This window comes from Vibrio sp. SCSIO 43135, assembly GCF_023716665.1.
GTDB lineage: Bacteria > Pseudomonadota > Gammaproteobacteria > Enterobacterales > Vibrionaceae > Vibrio > Vibrio paucivorans.
The window spans coordinates 1-17,726 of record NZ_CP071859.1 but is presented as its reverse complement, the minus strand read 5'-3'; the positions used below and the strand labels follow the sequence as shown (position 1 = coordinate 17,726).

Annotated in this window: 15 protein-coding genes and 1 riboswitch; of the genes, 6 read left to right on the top strand and 9 right to left on the bottom strand. The window is 45.8% G+C overall.

Going from position 1 to position 17,726, the window contains the following annotated elements:
* Positions 1–3 precede the first annotated feature (3 nt).
* Both ilvA and acuI read left to right on the top strand, forming a co-directional pair.
* The gene (ilvA, locus tag J4N42_RS00075) at positions 4–1,533 is read left to right on the top strand and encodes a threonine ammonia-lyase, biosynthetic (protein ID WP_252028912.1); all 1,530 of its coding nucleotides are present in this window, start codon (positions 4–6) and stop codon (positions 1,531–1,533) included.
* A 173-nt stretch (positions 1,534–1,706) separates the two neighbouring features.
* Positions 1,707–2,687 (top strand): acrylyl-CoA reductase (NADPH), encoded by a 981-nt coding sequence (gene acuI / locus J4N42_RS00070; RefSeq protein ID WP_252028911.1) that lies wholly within the window; start codon positions 1,707–1,709, stop codon positions 2,685–2,687.
* 73 nt (positions 2,688–2,760) lie between these two features.
* On the opposite strand, the gene J4N42_RS00065 is transcribed toward acuI, so the two are convergent.
* Entirely contained in the window at positions 2,761–3,702 is a 942-nt protein-coding gene (locus tag J4N42_RS00065) for a LysR family transcriptional regulator (protein WP_252028910.1), read from the bottom strand.
* Positions 3,703–3,859: 157 nt separating this feature from the next.
* Positions 3,860–4,051, bottom strand: a complete 192-nt coding sequence (locus tag J4N42_RS00060; protein ID WP_252028909.1) for a hypothetical protein — start codon at positions 4,049–4,051, stop codon at positions 3,860–3,862.
* A gap of 149 nt (positions 4,052–4,200) precedes the next feature.
* Here J4N42_RS00060 and tusA point away from each other — a divergent pair, with 149 nt between their 5' ends.
* The gene (gene tusA, locus J4N42_RS00055; RefSeq protein ID WP_252028908.1) at positions 4,201–4,449 is read left to right on the top strand and encodes a sulfurtransferase TusA; all 249 of its coding nucleotides are present in this window, start codon (positions 4,201–4,203) and stop codon (positions 4,447–4,449) included.
* Between the two features lie 45 nt (positions 4,450–4,494).
* On the opposite strand, the gene J4N42_RS00050 is transcribed toward tusA, so the two are convergent.
* Positions 4,495–4,755, bottom strand: coding sequence for a hypothetical protein (locus J4N42_RS00050; protein WP_252028907.1), 261 nt, complete (start codon positions 4,753–4,755; stop codon positions 4,495–4,497).
* A gap of 179 nt (positions 4,756–4,934) precedes the next feature.
* Complete coding sequence (locus tag J4N42_RS00045; protein WP_252028906.1) at positions 4,935–5,489, bottom strand: TMEM165/GDT1 family protein; 555 nt, start codon at positions 5,487–5,489, stop codon at positions 4,935–4,937.
* Positions 5,490–5,516: 27 nt separating this feature from the next.
* Positions 5,517–5,696: riboswitch (yybP-ykoY riboswitch) on the bottom strand.
* 211 nt (positions 5,697–5,907) lie between these two features.
* Between J4N42_RS00045 and glyQ the strand changes: the two genes are divergently transcribed.
* From glyQ to J4N42_RS00030, 3 genes are all read left to right on the top strand, one after another.
* Complete coding sequence (gene glyQ / locus J4N42_RS00040) at positions 5,908–6,828, top strand: glycine--tRNA ligase subunit alpha (protein WP_008075491.1); 921 nt, start codon at positions 5,908–5,910, stop codon at positions 6,826–6,828.
* A gap of 2 nt (positions 6,829–6,830) precedes the next feature.
* Positions 6,831–8,897: a glycine--tRNA ligase subunit beta gene (gene glyS / locus J4N42_RS00035; RefSeq protein WP_252028905.1), complete on the top strand. Its 2,067-nt coding sequence runs from the start codon at positions 6,831–6,833 to the stop codon at positions 8,895–8,897.
* 212 nt (positions 8,898–9,109) lie between these two features.
* Positions 9,110–10,363, top strand: a complete 1,254-nt coding sequence (locus tag J4N42_RS00030) for a valine--pyruvate transaminase (RefSeq protein ID WP_252028904.1) — start codon at positions 9,110–9,112, stop codon at positions 10,361–10,363.
* A gap of 130 nt (positions 10,364–10,493) precedes the next feature.
* Here the strand turns inward: J4N42_RS00030 and J4N42_RS00025 are convergent, their stop codons facing one another.
* The 5 genes from J4N42_RS00025 to dnaA form a co-directional block, all read right to left on the bottom strand.
* On the bottom strand, positions 10,494–10,928 hold the full coding sequence (locus J4N42_RS00025) for an Hsp20 family protein (protein ID WP_252028903.1): 435 nt from the start codon (positions 10,926–10,928) through the stop codon (positions 10,494–10,496).
* A gap of 483 nt (positions 10,929–11,411) precedes the next feature.
* Positions 11,412–13,829: a DNA topoisomerase (ATP-hydrolyzing) subunit B gene (gyrB, locus tag J4N42_RS00020; RefSeq protein WP_252028902.1), complete on the bottom strand. Its 2,418-nt coding sequence runs from the start codon at positions 13,827–13,829 to the stop codon at positions 11,412–11,414.
* Between the two features lie 13 nt (positions 13,830–13,842).
* Positions 13,843–14,922, bottom strand: coding sequence for a DNA replication/repair protein RecF (gene recF / locus J4N42_RS00015; protein WP_252028901.1), 1,080 nt, complete (start codon positions 14,920–14,922; stop codon positions 13,843–13,845).
* A 16-nt stretch (positions 14,923–14,938) separates the two neighbouring features.
* On the bottom strand, positions 14,939–16,039 hold the full coding sequence (gene dnaN, locus J4N42_RS00010; protein WP_252028900.1) for a DNA polymerase III subunit beta: 1,101 nt from the start codon (positions 16,037–16,039) through the stop codon (positions 14,939–14,941).
* A 67-nt stretch (positions 16,040–16,106) separates the two neighbouring features.
* The gene (dnaA, locus tag J4N42_RS00005) at positions 16,107–17,513 is read right to left on the bottom strand and encodes a chromosomal replication initiator protein DnaA (protein ID WP_252028899.1); all 1,407 of its coding nucleotides are present in this window, start codon (positions 17,511–17,513) and stop codon (positions 16,107–16,109) included.
* Positions 17,514–17,726 lie beyond the last annotated feature (213 nt).

Here is a 17,726-nt window from a genome sequence, read left to right as displayed (position 1 = left end):
CCTATGACCCTGACCGAACAAACAGGCGCAGACTATCTGCGCCAAATCCTTCGCGCTCCGGTCTATGAAGTGGCGACGGTTACGCCACTTCAAGAAATGCCTCGCCTATCGCAGCGCATTGGCAACAATGTGCAACTCAAACGTGAGGATCGCCAGCCAGTACACTCATTCAAGCTACGCGGTGCTTACAACATGGTCGCGAGCTTAACTGAGGAGCAAAAAGCTGCAGGTGTCATAGCCGCATCGGCAGGCAACCACGCACAAGGCATGGCACTTTCAGGCACTAAACTAGGTATCAAGACCACCATCGTGATGCCAAAAACGACGCCAGACATCAAAGTCGAAGCGGTACGTGGGTTTGGTGGCAACGTAGTGTTGCACGGCAGCAACTTTGATGAAGCTAAAGCCGAAGCAGAGCGCTTGTCCTCTGAGCATGGCTATACCTTTGTCCCACCTTTCGACCACCCATTGGTGATCGCAGGGCAAGGCACTATTGGTATGGAAATGCTGCAACAAAACGGCCATTTGGATTACATCTTTGTGCCAGTAGGTGGCGGCGGCTTAGCAGCAGGCGTAGCGGTATTAGTTAAACAGCTGATGCCTGAAATCAAAGTGATTGCCGTAGAGCCAGAAGACTCTTCTTGCTTGAAAGCCGCGCTCGATGCTGGTGAGCCAGTGGTATTAGACCAAGTCAGCATGTTTGCAGATGGGGTTGCGGTGAAACGAATTGGTGAAGAAACCTTCCGTTTATGCCAAAAGTACATTGATGGCCATATTGCGGTATCAAGCGATGAAATCTGTGCAGCCGTAAAAGATATATTCGAAGATACTCGAGCAATCGCTGAACCTTCCGGCGCGTTAGCGCTTGCTGGCCTGAAAAAGTTCGCAGAACAAAATCAGTTGCAGGGCAAACAGCTTGGTACAGTGCTGTCTGGTGCCAACACCAATTTCCACGGTTTACGTTATGTTTCTGAACGTTGTGAGCTGGGTGAAAAGCGTGAAGGCTTACTTGCGGTTACAATCCCAGAGCGCCAAGGTGCTTTCTTTGAGTTCTGTAACATCATAGGTGGCCGCGCGGTTACTGAGTTTAACTACCGTTACAGTAGCGATGAACTGGCCAATATTTTTGTGGGTGTTCGCCTTCAAGGTGGTCAGGAAGAATTGGAGAGCATCATCCAAGATCTGCGTGACGGGGGCTACCCAGTAGTAGATTTGTCTGATGATGAAATGGCAAAACTGCACGTTCGCTACATGATTGGCGGCAAACCTTCAAAGCCTCTCAAAGAGCGTTTGTACAGCTTTGAATTCCCAGAATACCCTGGCGCACTGCTTAAGTTCTTGAGTACGCTTGGTACACACTGGAATATCAGCTTATTCAACTATCGTAACCATGGCGCAGATTACGGCCGAGTGTTATGTGGTTTTGAGCTGGATGAAAGTGATTTAGCTCGCTTCTCTACTCACCTAAGAGAGCTGGGTTATCAGTGTAAAGATGAAACCGATAATCCTTCCTATCAGTTCTTCTTATCTTAAACTTCCAAAGCCAGTCGTCTTCGACTGGCTTTTTGCTACTCAATGTCTATGTTCTGCAAAATAAGATGCGTTTTACGCATAGATATAATGCTAAAGTTTCATTTTAATCATATAGATTTAGCGTCTACACTAACGCTAATTTAATTCCTTGCAGTGCTTAACTGGAGACTCTTATGTTTAACGCCTTAGTCCTAAACCAAGAAGAAAAACGTACCATCGCTAACATCGAACAGATTGATGAATCGCAACTTCCTGAAGGTGACGTCCTGATTGAAGTGGATTACTCATCCCTGAACTACAAAGACGGTTTGGCGATCACAGGTAAAGGTAAGATCATCCGTAACTTCCCTATGGTGCCAGGCATCGACTTAGCGGGTACAGTAATAAGCTCTGAAGACGGCCGTTACCAAGCGGGTGACAAAGTAGTACTGACTGGCTGGGGTGTAGGTGAAAACCACTGGGGTGGTATGGCACAGCGTGCTCGCCTAAAAGCAGATTGGCTGGTTCCACTACCAAAAGGCCTAGACAGCAAAAAAGCGATGATGGTCGGCACTGCAGGCTTCACAGGTATGCTTTGTGTACAAGCGTTACTTGACGCAGGTATCAAACCGGAAGATGGTGAAATCCTGGTCACGGGTGCAAGTGGTGGTGTCGGTTCTGTTGCAGTGACACTTCTGGCAGAGCTAGGGTACAAAGTTGCAGCGCTAACAGGTCGTGTGGAGCAAAACGGCCCACTGCTTGAGAAACTGGGTGCTAGCCGCATTATCGACCGCGTTGAATTTGAAGAGCCAGCTCGCCCACTAGAAAAACAAGTATGGGCTGGTGCGGTAGATACGGTTGGTAGCAAAGTACTAGCGAAAGTGTTGGCGCAGATGGATTACAACAGCGCAGTTGCAGCGTGTGGCCTTGCTGGTGGTTTTGATCTACCAACAACGGTAATGCCATTCATCCTACGTAACGTTCGCCTACAAGGTGTCGACTCCGTAATGTGCCCAACAGAAAAACGTATTGCAGCGTGGGAAAAACTGGTTGAACTGCTACCAGACAGCTACTTCGAGCAAGCCTGTACCGAAGTTGCACTAGAAGAAGCACCAAAGTACGCAGAAGACATTACCAACGGCCAAGTAACGGGTCGCGTTGTCATCAAGCTATAACGACAAGCAAGAAAACAGAAAGAGCCAGCATTGCTGGCTCTTTTTGTATCACTAGATAGTCAATTTAAAACCATCAGTTTAGCCCCATATCTTCAATGCGTTTGGCTATCAAGCGGCTGCACTCTTCCTTCACCATAGAGCGAAGCCATTCTTGTGCAGGTGAATGCTCACAACGAGGGTGCCATATCATTGAATAATCAAACGGGGTGAACTGGAATGGCAGTGGTTTCACCACTAGGTCATAACGCTCAGCCACCAAATAAGCTAAATCAGCAGGCACGGTAATAATAATCGGCATGGTATCAACGATCGCGAGTGCCGCTTCAAGATGATATGCGCGCAACACCATTTTGCGTTTAGGTTTGTCCACCAGCGCTTGCTCAATTAGGGCTTTCACGCCATCACTTATAGCAATCATGGCATGCGGATAACTCAAATAATCCTCTAAGCTCATATCTGCGTCTGCCAGAGGGTGCTGTTTGGATAATAAACACAACACCCCTACCCGGCCTAGAATTTCACTACGCAGTGGGTCGACAGGTGCGGTGGGCCGACAAATCGCTAAATCCGCACCTTCGTAAGTCAGTTGATCAGCTAATCGATCATGTTGTAGAGGCAAAAACTCAAACGATAGGTTCGGTGCTTCCTGATAAATTCTTGGTAGTGCAAAAGGCAAAATAGTTTGCATTGCGTAGTCGGTAGTAGCGATGGTAAAAGTCTGATCGCAGCTTTGCGGGTCAAACTCCACCGGAGAGAGTAATGCGCGCAAAGACTCCAAAGGCTCACCAAGCGCCCGATCAACCTCAAGCGCTTTCTCGGTGGGAATAAGATGCTGACCTTGGCGGGTAAATAGTGGATCATCAAGCAAATCGCGTAAGCGCCCAAGAACCCGACTCATCGCCGATTGGCTCAGGTTAAGCCGAGCTGCCGCTTTGCTCACACTGCTTTCTTCAATCAAGACTCTCAACGCCACCAATAGACTCAGGTCACGTCGGTAGATATCTTCTAATTCCACTGTATACACTCCACAATCGGCAGAAGGGTTGCCTTATCCGTTAAGTGTACTCTTTCTTTAGATAAAAAAAATCCCGCCTTTCAGCGGGGAAGCCCAAGAAAACTGGGGATAGTGTCGGAATGTATTTGAGCGTAGTCTTACAAGTGCCTACGATATGCTAGGAATTATTCTCTTGTTCTTCTGATGAACCGTGCCAACGGCGCATCTCAAGCCAAATTCCTGCAATAGTTGCACTCATACCAAGTAATGGCATTAATGACGTCTCTGCTGGCGTACGCAAAACTAAGGCGCAAAATGAAATAAAACAGAGTACAGAGTAGATGGTCAGTCTATCTAGGGCTGTTAACATATTTGCTCCTCCATTCGCTGCATAAATGCATTTGTTACCAACTTGTTAACTAAGTTAAAACAATTCGATCGCTTTGCCAAGTGCTTATTGAATATTTTTTCTCCATTAGTATCATTCACCTCTCAATACGCTGTAATAAAGATATGACCATGACATTTAACCCAGAACTCGCAACACATACTCTAGAGGCAGAAGGACTACGCTGCCCAGAGCCGGTCATGATGGTCAGGAAGACGATTCGAAATCTGCAAGACGGTGAGGTGCTGTTAGTGAATGCTGATGACCCGTCAACAACTCGCGACATTCCGAGCTTTTGCCGTTTTATGGATCACCAGTTAATTGGTTCGCAAACAGAGACGTTGCCTTACCAATATCTGATAAAGAAAGGTATGGAATAATTCCAGCCAACTAAAACAAACGGCAGCCCTTGGGCTGCCGTTTTTTTATTCGTTGTACTCTAAGGTGCGTATTTCCAATTGCAGCTTATTGACTTGGGTTCTCATAGCGCGCATTTCTTCATGCATGGGAATAATGTGCGCAACGCGAATCCAAGACTCCACCATTAAGCCGGTCATCAAAATAGCGCCTACGACCATCGGCAGCCACATATCTGTTAGCACCATCCCGAGAATGGTCAGTACTAGACCAAAGGTGAATAAGTAACTCTGACTTTTCGCAGTCATACCCATATAACGTGTAAGCATAATAGTGCCCTCTCGCTGATAGGAACGGATTACCTTGTCCAACATTAAATTAGCATGACAATTGTGACACTAATATGTCAGCCATCACGCTATTCAATGCTACCGAACCAGAGTTTGATCCAGTGCAACTTCAACCTAACCAATCAAGACCTTGCGCTATAAGCTCACTCGAAATTGGCTTAGAAAAATGCCGCACCAATGGCTAATGCCATGAATAACATAGCGGTGATTTTTCGGATCAATGCCAGTGGCATTTTGTCGGCAGATAACTTTCCGATAATCACTACCGGAACATTAGCTAACAGCATGCCAATCGTCGTACCTAAGATCACCCAAGTCAGTGCATCGGCATATTGTGCACCCAAAATCGAAGTGGCTATTTGAGTTTTGTCGCCAATCTCCGCAATAAAAAACGCAATAAAGCTGGCTATAAAAGGGCCTCGGTTAGAGATCTGTTCGTCGTCATCCAGCTTATCTGGAATGAGAACCCATGCTGCCATAACGATAAAACTCACCACCAGCACCCACTTTAAGATCTCAGGCGATAAGTAATCAGCAATAACCACCCCTAGCCATGCCGCTAATGCGTGATTGGCGATCGTTGCAAAAAAGATTGCAGCAATAATAGGAATTGGTTTTCGGTAACGGCTGGCCAGCAATAGGGATAACAGTTGGGTCTTATCTCCAATTTCTGCTAACGCTACAGTGGTAATTGAAATAGCTAAAACGCTCACGACATGCTCTTTTAGGGTGGGATAATTATTTTAACCGAAGACAAACCTCACGCCCCACCCTGGTTCGTGATGATTTGTCTAAGGTCTTGCTAAACTCATCGTGCGATAAGCCTCGAACGCCATGGTGATTTTGCACCAATTATGTTGACGAACGAACCGAATAAACAGAGTGTTTAAAACGGTAAGCTACTCCCCAAAGACAGCGTGATTCTATCCACCTCGTTGAAGATTCTCAACCTTCAAACTACAAATAAACTCCCTTTTAATAGAAATCGGTTAGATAAGTCGGAAAAAATCCACTAAAGGAGATTTTCGGCTACCAATTAATCAAGATTAGCTCTACTCCCATGCCAAATATCTGGGTATACTTGATTGTTATTTTTTCTCAATTTAAGACAGAAGAATCGCGCGAATTACTATGCAAAAATACGATATCAAAACCTTCCAGGGAATGATCCTCGCGCTGCAGGATTACTGGGCACAAAACGGTTGTACCATTGTTCAACCTCTAGATATGGAAGTAGGTGCGGGCACCTCTCACCCAATGACATGTCTACGTGCACTTGGCCCAGAGCCAATGTCGACAGCTTACGTTCAACCTTCACGTCGTCCTACCGATGGCCGTTACGGTGAAAACCCGAACCGTCTGCAGCACTACTATCAGTTCCAAGTAGCCCTAAAGCCTTCTCCAGATAACATCCAGGAGTTGTACCTAGGCTCACTTGAAGTTCTTGGTATCGACCCGCTAGTACACGATATTCGTTTCGTAGAAGACAACTGGGAAAACCCAACGCTAGGCGCATGGGGTCTTGGTTGGGAAGTTTGGCTAAACGGCATGGAAGTGACTCAGTTTACTTACTTCCAGCAAGTTGGTGGCCTTGAGTGTAAACCAGTTACTGGTGAGATCACTTACGGTATCGAGCGTCTAGCTATGTACATCCAAGAAGTCGATTCTGTTTACGACCTAGTGTGGAACATCGCACCAGACGGCAGCAAGGTAACTTACGGTGATATCTTCCACCAAAACGAAGTTGAGCAATCAACGTACAACTTCGAGCACGCAGACGTAGATTTCCTATTCACGTTCTTTGATCAGTGTGAGAAAGAGTGTAAAGAGCTACTTGAGCTTGAGAAGCCACTTCCGCTTCCAGCTTACGAGCGCATTCTTAAAGCTGGCCACGCATTCAACATTCTTGATGCGCGTAAAGCTATCTCTGTTACAGAGCGCCAACGTTACATCCTTCGTATCCGCAACCTGACTAAGTCTGTTGCAGAAGCGTACTACGCATCACGTGAAGCTCTTGGCTTCCCAATGTGCCGTAAGGAAGAGGAGAAGTAATCATGGCTAAAGAATTTCTAATTGAACTGGGTACTGAAGAGCTACCACCAACGCAACTTCGTACTCTAGCAGAAGCTTTCGCTGCAAACTTCGAAGCAGAGCTTAAAGGCGCAGACCTAGCACACGAAGGTGTAAAATGGTACGCGGCTCCTCGTCGTCTCGCACTTAAGGTTTCAGCTCTAGCTGAAGGCCAAGCAGACAAAGTGGTTGAGAAACGCGGTCCTGCAGTTTCTGTGGCATTCGATGCTGACGGCAATGCAACTAAAGCGGCTCAAGGTTGGGCACGTGGTAACGGCATCACGGTTGAGCAAGCTGACCGCCTAGTAACAGACAAAGGCGAATGGCTTCTTTTCAAACAAGAAGTGAAAGGCCAAGCAACGTCTGAAATCGTTGTAGACCTAGCAGCAAAAGCACTGGGTAACCTACCTATCGCAAAGCCAATGCGTTGGGGTAACAAGACGACTCAATTTATCCGTCCTGTTAAAACACTAACTATGCTTATGGGCTCTGACCTTATCGAAGGCGAAATCCTAGGCGTAGCTTCAGATCGCACTATCCGTGGTCATCGCTTCATGGGTGAGCAAGAGTTCACTATCGATTCTGCAGAGCAATACCCAGCGATCCTAGAAGAGCGCGGTAAAGTAATGGCAGATTACGAAGCGCGTAAAGCGATCATCCTTGCTGATTCACAAAAAGCAGCAGCAGCGGTTGGTGGTACAGCGGATCTAGAAGATGACCTAGTAGAAGAAGTAACTTCTCTAGTTGAGTGGCCAGTAGTCCTAACTGCGAAGTTTGAAGAAGAGTTCCTAAAGGTTCCTTCTGAAGCGTTGGTTTACACCATGAAAGGTGACCAGAAGTACTTCCCTGTTTACGATGACAACAAGAAGCTACTGCCTAACTTCATCTTCGTTTCAAACATCGAATCAAAAGAGCCTCGCTACGTAATCGAAGGTAACGAGAAGGTTGTACGTCCACGTCTAGCGGATGCAGAATTCTTCTTCAACACTGACCGTAAGCGTCCTCTTATCGACCGTCTACCAGAGCTAGAACAAGCTATCTTCCAGAAACAGCTTGGTACTATCAAAGACAAAACAGACCGCATCACCGAGCTTGCTGGCTACATCGCTGAGCAGATCGATGCTGACGTTGAAAAATCTAAGCGTGCAGGCCTACTGGCTAAGTGTGACCTAATGACCTCTATGGTATTCGAATTTACCGATACTCAGGGTGTAATGGGCATGCACTACGCGACTCACGATGGTGAAGACGAGCAAGTTGCACTAGCACTTTACGAGCAGTACATGCCTCGTTTCGCAGGTGATGACCTACCAAGCACTGGTATCTCTTCTGCAGTAGCAATGGCAGACAAGCTAGACACTATCGTAGGTATCTTCGGTATTGGCCAAGCTCCAAAAGGCTCTGACCCATTTGCACTTCGTCGTGCATCACTAGGTGTGTTACGTATCATCGTAGAAAACGGCTACAACCTAGACCTAACAGACCTTATCGCAAAGGCTCAGTCTCTATTTGGCGACAAGCTGACTAACGCAAATGTTTCTGACGACGTTATCGAGTTTATGCTTGGTCGTTTCAACGCATGGTACAAAGACGAAGGCTTCAGTGTGGACATCATCCAAGCCGTACTGGCTAACCGTCCAACGAAACCAGCAGACTTCGACCAACGCGTAAAAGCGGTATCTCACTTCCGCGAGCTAGAAGCCGCTGAAGCACTAGCTGCTGCGAACAAGCGTGTAGGTAACATCCTAGCGAAATTCGACGGTGAACTAGCTGCTGAGATCGACCTAGCTCTTCTACAAGAAGACGCAGAGAAAGCACTAGCAGAAAGCGTTGAAGTGATGACAGAAGCGCTAGAGCCAGCATTCGCTACAGGTAACTACCAAGAAGCGCTAAGCAAGCTTGCAGGTCTACGCGAGCCTGTTGATGCCTTCTTCGATAACGTAATGGTAATGGCAGATGACGAAGCTCTGAAGAAAAACCGTCTAACACTGCTGAACAACCTACGTAACCTGTTCCTACAGATTGCGGATATTTCTCTACTGCAGAAGTAATCTTCACTTCGAAGCCATTCTTTCAGAGATAAAATGATAAAGCCCAACTCCATGAGTTGGGCTTTATTTTTGCGCTAAGCTAAAAATGAGCTTTGACTCGCATTGTCATTAAGGTATGTTCAAGGATTACTCGAAGCACAGTGTATGACACTAACTTTCTTCAGTACTCACACTCAATAAAAGCAATCACAATGAATTAGGTAAAAGTAGTAATGCAATTCTCAAAGTTTGGTGAAAAATTTAATCAGTATTCCGGTATTACGCAGTTAATGGATGATCTTAACGATGGTTTACGCACACCTGGCGCTATCATGCTCGGTGGTGGTAACCCAGCGGCCATTCCTGCCATGCTCGACTACTTTCGCCAAGCCAGTGAGGAGATGCTCGCCAACGGGGACCTCGTGGCCGCCATGGCCAACTACGACGGCCCTCAGGGAAAAGATAGCTTTGTTAAAGCACTCGCTAAGCTTTTAAAAGACACCTATGGGTGGAATATCAGCAAAAAGAACATCAGCCTAACCAACGGTAGCCAAAGTGGCTTCTTTTACTTATTTAACTTGTTGGCAGGTGCTCAATCAGATGGTTCTCATAAGAAAATTCTACTGCCGTTGGCACCCGAGTACATTGGTTATGGTGACGCAGGGATTGATGAAGACATTTTTGTGTCCTACCACCCTGAAATTGAGATGCTTGAAGATGGATTGTTTAAATACCATGTCGACTTTGAACAGTTAACGGTTGATGGCTCCGTAGCGGCGATATGTGCTTCTCGCCCAACCAATCCAACCGGTAATGTTCTCACTGACGAAGAAATCCTGAAACTGGATAAACTCGCCCGAGAAAACAATATCCCGCTGATTATCGATAACGCTTATGGTCTGCCATTTCCAAACATCATTTTTGAAGATGTTCAGCCATTTTGGAACGAAAACACAATTCTATGTATGAGCTTATCTAAACTGGGTTTACCTGGTGTGCGATGTGGCATTGTGATAGCAAGTGAAGAAGTGACCCAAGCTCTTACGAATATGAATGGCATTATCAGTTTAGCTCCGGGCAGTATTGGCCCTGCACTGGCTAATCATATGATTGAAAAGGGTGATTTATTAAACCTCAGCAGTAATGTCATCAAGCCGTTTTACCAGCAAAAGTCCCAACGAGCTGTGGAGCTTTTGCAGCAATCCATCACCGACCCTCGTTTTCGAATTCATAAACCAGAAGGGGCTATTTTCCTTTGGTTGTGGTTTGACGAATTACCTATTACCACAATGGAACTATACCAACGCTTAAAAGCACGTGGTGTACTGATAGTACCTGGGGAATATTTCTTTATCGGCCAAAAAGGCGATTGGGACCATGCACATCAATGCCTACGAATGAACTACGTTCAAGACGATGAAATGATGCAAAAAGGCATTGCCATTATTGCTGAAGAAGTAGAAAAAGCATATCGCGAACATCAATAGCACTCGGCTTAGACACTCCTCTCCTTCCTATGGGGTGACTTAAAAACCACACAATAAAAAAGAGCACCAATAAGGTGCTCTTTCACTCTTTTCCCGATTTAGCTCAGCTAATTAAAGCTATTGGCAACCATTAACCTTCAATTAGCTTGCTGCCATTAATCGCAATTTTACGAGGTTGCATAGCTTCTGGGATTTCGCGCTCTAAGTCGATGTGTAATAGACCATTTTCCATGCTCGCACCAACGACTTTCACGTAGTCTGCCAGCTGGAATTTACGCTCGAAATCGCGCTCAGCAATACCCTGATAAACATATGTTTTCTCTTCTTCAGCTTTGCGTTCACCCTTAACGATCAACATATTCTCTTTTTGAGTCAGGTCTAAGTGCTCATCAGCAAAACCAGCAACCGCCATCGTAATACGGTAGTTGTTCTCATCTTTTTGCTCGATGTTGTATGGAGGGTAACCACCAGAAGAATTCTTCGAAGTATTCGCTTCCATCATGTTGAATAGACGATCGAAGCCAATTGCGTTGCGGTAAAGTGGAGTGAAATCTACAGTTCTCATAATGCTATCCTTTTAGTAAGCAATAGTCTTAGTCGTGAGTTTGCATGGATCGATAGTGTGTTCGATCGCTGCCGACTAAGGGATTTATCCTCTACTCCTCGGGTTCTCATAACGCAGGGACGTAGTAATAAATCAGTTCAATTGTGTGCCTTCAAGGCTATCCTCTCCTGAGCGATACCTCTTCAGCGTTCCAAAGGGTCTGTTTCTTCTCTCTTGAGCAAGACAGCTTCCCTCTTCACAAATAGATATGTGGATAGCTCAAATCAGTTTCAAGGGACTTTTTTCAATTATTTTTACAAGCCAATACTTTTCAATCACTTAAAAACAAAAAAAGACCGCCATTTCTGGCAGTCTTTAAAATAACAATTTAGTTTTTGAGACGAAGCTATTTCGCTTTAGTTCAAGGAAGAGGCGCGGAGCATACGAAGGTATGTGAGCACCTCTGACACAGAAATTAAGCGAAAGAGCGAAGTATCAAAGATACTAAACGTCTAGGTTGGCTACTTTAAGAGCATTCTCTTCGATGAAGTTACGACGAGGTTCTACTTGGTCACCCATTAGTGTCGTAAACAGCTGATCTGCACCAACCGCATCTTCGATTGTTACTTGCATCATGCGGCGAGTCTCTGGGTCCATAGTCGTTTCCCAAAGCTGATCTGGGTTCATCTCACCTAGACCTTTGTATCGCTGTAGACTTAGACCACGACGAGACTCTTTGATTAGCCATTCTAGTGCTTCAACAAAGTTCGCGACAGGCTGAGTACGCTCACCACGTTTAATGTAAGCACCCTCTTCGATTAGGCCTTCTAGCGCTTCTGAAAGATCTGCCAGTTTGCCGTATTCTTTAGAATTAATCAGATCAATGCTTAAAACGTGCTCATGAGTCACGCCGTGAGTACGTACCACAATCTTCGGCAGGTTTAGGCCTAGCTCTGCATGCTGTTCAACTTCAAAGCTGTATTGGCTTGCGCCCACTTCTTTCGCATTTAGCTGATCGACAAGCTGCTTAGTCCACGCTTCAACCGCTGATGCATCATGACATTGCTCTGCAGTTAGACGTGGAGTGTAAATGAATTCATGCACAAGAGGTTGTGGGTAACGGCGGCTCATACGCTCCACCAGCTTGATACCCGCATTGTACTGCTGAACCAACTTCTCTAGCGCTTCACCCGCTAGCGCTGGCGCTTCTGGGTTAACGTGTAGAGCAGCATTATCCAGTGCCAACGCAACCTGATATTGGTTCATTGCATCTTCATCTTTGATGTACTGCTCTTGTTTGCCTTTCTTCACTTTGTATAGTGGTGGCTGAGCAATGTAGATGTAGCCACGCTCAATAAGCTCTGGCATTTGACGGTAGAAGAAGGTCAATAGTAGCGTACGGATGTGCGAACCATCGACATCCGCATCGGTCATGATGATGATGTTATGGTAACGCAGTTTATCTGGGTTGTACTCGTCACGACCAATACCACAGCCAAGTGCGGTGATCAGCGTTGCTACTTCCTGTGAAGAAAGCATCTTGTCGAAACGTGCTTTCTCTACGTTAAGGATTTTACCTTTCAGTGGAAGAATCGCTTGGTTCTTACGGTTACGGCCTTGTTTTGCGGAGCCGCCTGCCGAATCACCCTCCACTATGTAGAGTTCTGAAAGCGCTGGGTCTTTTTCTTGGCAGTCTGCAAGCTTGCCTGGTAGGCCAGCTAAGTCTAGCGCGCCTTTACGACGAGTCATTTCACGAGCTTTACGCGCCGCTTCACGAGCACGTGCTGCGTCGATGATTTTCGAACAAACCATCTTCGCTTCGTTCGGGTTCTCAACTAGGAACTCAGACAGTTTCTCACCCATTGCTGATTCAACTGCAGATTTCACTTCAGAAGAAACCAGCTTGTCTTTGGTTTGGCTTGAGAACTTAGGATCTGGCACTTTAACCGAAACAACTGCTGTTAAGCCTTCACGAGCATCATCACCCGACGTCGCCGTTTTCGCTTTCTTCGAGAAACCTTCTTTATCCATGAAGGTATTCAGTGTACGAGTCAATGCTGCACGGAAACCTGCTAGGTGAGTACCACCATCACGCTGAGGGATGTTGTTGGTGAAACAGTAAATGTTTTCTTGGAAACCATCGTTCCACTGCATGGCTACTTCTACGGTAATACCGTCATCACGTTCATTATCGAAGTGGAAAATCTTCTGAATAATTGGCGTTTTATTAGTGTTCAAGTGTTCAACGAACGCTTGAATACCACCTTCAAACATGAAGTGATCGCTCTTATCTTCTTCACGCTCGTCGATCAATTTGATAGATACACCAGAGTTTAGGAAAGACAGTTCACGTAGGCGTTTTGCCAAGATGTCATAGTGGAACTCAACGTTAGAGAACGTTTCTTCACTTGGCCAGAATCGGATTTCTGTACCTGTTGTGTCCGTTTTACCGATCACTGAAAGTGGCGCTTGAGGCTCACCATGGTGATACGTTTGAGTATGAATCTCACCACCGCGGTGAATCGTTAGCGTCACTTGCTTAGAGAGTGCGTTTACTACCGAAACACCCACCCCGTGTAGACCACCTGATACTTTGTACGAGTTGTCATCGAACTTACCACCAGCGTGAAGTACCGTCATGATAACTTCTGCCGCAGATACGTTTTCTTCTGGGTGCATTTCAGTCGGGATACCACGACCGTCATCGCGTACTGATACTGAGTTGTCCTCATGAATAGTCACAATGATGTCATTACAGTGACCTGCTAACGCTTCATCAATTGAGTTATCCACCACCTCAAAAACCATGTGGTGTAGACCGGTGCCATCATCTGTGTCGCCGATGTACATACCTGGACGCTTACGTACTGCATCCAGACCCTTCAGTACTTTAATACTCGATGAATCGTAATTTTCAGACATGAGTTTCTCTCTTTTATCCTTGCTCTATCTTGCCTTGTTCCACATGAAACATCTTACCGGTATTGTCATGCATATCGGCAATTTGGCTTTCGGTAATAGAACTTACAAAAACTTGAGCCCCCGTCTCTTTCAAGCAGTCTGCGAGACGCTTGCGACGTTGGCTATCTAATTCGGAAGCGAAGTCATCTATCAAGTAGATGCACTGCTTACCTGTCATTTGAGTTAAGTGTTGCCCTTGAGCGACTCTCAATGCACACACCATTAACTTCAACTGACCACGTGACAGAACATCCTCTACAGGTGTCCCATTCACCTTAATTCTTAAATCCGCTTTATTTGGCCCACTAAAGGTGTAGCCGAGCGACTGATCACGTTCGAAGTTAGTCTCGAGGATTTGTTGATATGGGGTATCTTTTTCCCAACCACGATAATACTTCAATTGAATATCAAATTCTGGCAAAAATGTGCGACAAATTTCCTCTGCCACTGTTTTCATTTGCTCAACGTACTGGCTGCGCCAAGCACTAATATTCTCGGCCAATCGCGCCATTTCCTGATCCCAGTAACTCAGTTCTCGATAACTGGTAGCCGTTTTCAGTAAGGCATTGCGTTGCTTGTTTAAGCGCTTGAAACGCCCCCACGCATCGTAGAATGCCGTTTCAGTATGAAACACGCCCCAATCAATAAATGCACGGCGATGTTTCGGCCCATCAGTGAGTAGATCAAACCCTTCAGGATGAATCAACTGCAAAGGTAAAACTTGCGCTAACTGCGCCAGTTTTTGCCCAGATTGACCGCTTATTTTAACCTCTGTCGAGCCATCGCGCTGCTTATTAATGCCAATTGGTAGTTCAAATTGATCCGAGTTCAAAAAACGGCCATGTACAAACAGCTCTTCACACTCATTTTGGATAATTCGCCCAGTAAGGGAGCTCTTAAACGAACGCCCATGACCAAGCAAATAGATCGCTTCTAAGACACTGGTTTTTCCACTGCCATTAGGACCAATAAGAAAGTTAAAGCCTGTCGATAGTTCAATATCACAGGCTTTAATATTACGAAATTGTTGGACGATTAAACGCGTAAGAGGCATTTAAATTCAGAAGCAATTAGAGGCGAATAGGCATGACAACGTACATTGCACTGTCATCTTGTGAATTTTCGATCAGTGCACTGGCATTCGCATCCGACATAGAGACTCTAACTGTCTCACAACGTAGCGTGTTAAGTACATCAAGCACATAGCTTACGTTGAACCCAATCTCTAGAGCATCACCTTCAAAAGAGACGTCTAGCATTTCTTCCGCTTCTTCTTGCTCTGGGTTATTCGCCGTAATGCGCATTTCGTTATCGGCTAGATTGACACGAACACCACGGAATTTTTCATTGGAGAGAATCGCTGCACGCGAAAATGCTTGGCGTAACTCATCACAACCTGCTTCCAGCGTTTTGGTGGTATTTTGCGGCAATACGCGGCGATAATCAGGGAAACGGCCATCAACTAGCTTAGAAGTAAAGATAAAGCTATTCACTTCTGCACGCACATTCGAGCTACCGATTTGCAGTACTACTGGCTGTTCTGGTGCATCCAATAACTTAACCAGCTCTTGTACCCCTTTACGCGGTACAATGATCTGCTTTTGAGCAAACTCAGCAGATAGCTGAGTTTGAGACACTGCCATTCGGTGGCCATCAGTCGCGACACTACGTAGCGTCGTTCCCTCGATTTCGAACAACATGCCGTTGAGGTAATAACGCACATCTTGGTTTGCCATCGAGAACTGTGTTTTTTCAACCAGACCACGCAATTCAGCTTGAGTAACAGAGACTTCTACTTCGCTCTGCCAATCTTCGATATTAGGGAAATCGCTGGCAGGGAGCGTTGAAAGTGAAAATCGACTGCGACCAGAACGTACTTGTACGCGATCGCCTTCTAATACCACAGTAATAACCGAGCTATCTGGTAACCCGCGGCAGATGTCGAGGAACTTACGAGATGGAACCGTCACACTACCCGCTTCAAAGTCCCCTTCTAGCGTCACGCGACTGATCAGCTCGACTTCTAAATCTGTCGCTGTCATCGACAGAACATTATCTTGAACGGTGATCAGCAAGTTGCCTAGAATCGGCAATGTAGGTCTTCCACCTAATGCGCCCGACACTTGCTGTAGTGGCTTAATTAGATGACTACGTTCAATCGTAAATTTCATATCTAGCTCTTAACGGTAGTTTGGCACGACGCCGACATTGTTCTATTAGGTATAAGAATACTGTGATTTAAGAAGAAAGGGTACGAATCAAATTCGAATAGTCTTCTTTAATATCATGGCTTTCTTCACGCAGCTGTTCGATCTTACGACAAGCGTGCAGCACCGTTGTATGGTCACGACCACCAAATGCATCACCAATTTCTGGCAAACTGTGGTTTGTTAGTTCTTTAGCCAGTGCCATTGCAAGTTGACGTGGACGAGCCACTGAGCGAGAGCGGCGTTTAGACAGTAAGTCTGCAACTTTAATTTTGTAGTATTCCGCCACAGTCTTTTGGATATTATCAATAGTGACTAACTTTTCTTGCAGTGCCAGCAAGTCACGCAGTGCTTCACGAACAAAATCGATAGTGATTGGGCGGCCAGTAAAGTTGGCATTGGCAATAACACGGTTTAGCGCCCCTTCAAGCTCACGAACGTTAGAACGCAGACGCTTAGCAATGAAAAATGCCACTTCATCAGCAAGGTGAATTTGGTGGTCTTCTGCTTTCTTCATTAAGATCGCAACACGCGTCTCAAGCTCTGGTGGCTCAATCGCTACCGTTAAGCCCCAACCAAAGCGGGATTTCAAGCGATCTTCTACCCCATTGATCTCTTTCGGATAGCGATCCGATGTCAGGATAATTTGCTGGTTGCCTTCTAACAATGCGTTAAAGGTATGGAAAAACTCTTCCTGTGAACGCTCTTTGTTGGCAAAGAATTGAATATCATCGATAAGTAATGCATCAACACTACGGTAATAGCGCTTAAATTCTTCAATCGCATTATTCTGTAGCGCTTTAACCATATCTTGTACAAAGCGCTCGGAGTGCATGTACACCACTTTAGCATTCGGTTTGTTATCCACAATCGCATTACCTACCGCATGCAATAAGTGGGTTTTACCTAGGCCAGTACCACCGTATAGGAACAGTGGGTTATAAGCAGAACCAGGGTTATCCGATACCTGACGAGCAGCCGCCAGGCCAAGTTGGTTTGATTTACCTTCAACAAAGTTATTGAACTTGTGTTTTGGGTTCACGTTTGAACGGTGATTGATGTCGACAATCGCTTCAGCGTCGTCATCCCATGTTTTATGCACGGGTTTACGCGCTTGAAGCTGTGCGGGAGCCGAGGATTCCGCAGCCACATCGGCTGGCGTGCGCGTCGGTGCTGGCTTTGGCGCAGCAACTGGACGGCTACCAACCTCAAAACGAAGACTTGGAATGTCGTTACCGCAGAACTCTTGCAGTAGTCGGTTAATGCTATTTAGATACTTATCGCGCACCCAATCAAGTACAAAGCGGTTTGGGGCAAATAGAGTAAGCGTATTGTCATTGAGCTCAGCTTGCAGCGGTCGAACCCACATACTGAACTCTGTTGCTGGTAGCTCTTCTTGAAGCTGTTGCAAACATTGCAACCAAAGCGAAGATGACACGGTGCCCCCACTCGTAATTAATGATCGGAAAAGATTGGCAATTTTACCTGTTGATAACCAAGATCGCCAGCAATTGATCGGTGATCCAGTGAATAAGATCTAAGTTATTCACAATATTTTCGACTTAATCCTATGGATCAACACATATTGCCCTAAAATTACCCACACTTTGATCCACATTAGTGCCATTTTGAGCAGATCGTAAGATTGGTG

Bases quoted from the DNA above. Each gene is read 5' to 3' on its own strand.
- ilvA (WP_252028912.1), top strand. From the start codon at position 4: ATGACCCTGACCGAACAAACAGGCGCAGACTATCTGCGCCAAATCCTT.
- acuI (WP_252028911.1), top strand. From the start codon at position 1,707: ATGTTTAACGCCTTAGTCCTAAACCAAGAAGAAAAACGTACCATCGCT.
- J4N42_RS00060 (WP_252028909.1), bottom strand. From the start codon at position 4,051: ATGTTAACAGCCCTAGATAGACTGACCATCTACTCTGTACTCTGTTTT.
- tusA (WP_252028908.1), top strand. From the start codon at position 4,201: ATGACATTTAACCCAGAACTCGCAACACATACTCTAGAGGCAGAAGGA.
- J4N42_RS00050 (WP_252028907.1), bottom strand. From the start codon at position 4,755: ATGCTTACACGTTATATGGGTATGACTGCGAAAAGTCAGAGTTACTTA.
- glyQ (WP_008075491.1), top strand. From the start codon at position 5,908: ATGCAAAAATACGATATCAAAACCTTCCAGGGAATGATCCTCGCGCTG.
- glyS (WP_252028905.1), top strand. From the start codon at position 6,831: ATGGCTAAAGAATTTCTAATTGAACTGGGTACTGAAGAGCTACCACCA.
- J4N42_RS00030 (WP_252028904.1), top strand. From the start codon at position 9,110: ATGCAATTCTCAAAGTTTGGTGAAAAATTTAATCAGTATTCCGGTATT.
- J4N42_RS00025 (WP_252028903.1), bottom strand. From the start codon at position 10,928: ATGAGAACTGTAGATTTCACTCCACTTTACCGCAACGCAATTGGCTTC.
- gyrB (WP_252028902.1), bottom strand. From the start codon at position 13,829: ATGTCTGAAAATTACGATTCATCGAGTATTAAAGTACTGAAGGGTCTG.
- recF (WP_252028901.1), bottom strand. From the start codon at position 14,922: ATGCCTCTTACGCGTTTAATCGTCCAACAATTTCGTAATATTAAAGCC.
- dnaN (WP_252028900.1), bottom strand. From the start codon at position 16,039: ATGAAATTTACGATTGAACGTAGTCATCTAATTAAGCCACTACAGCAA.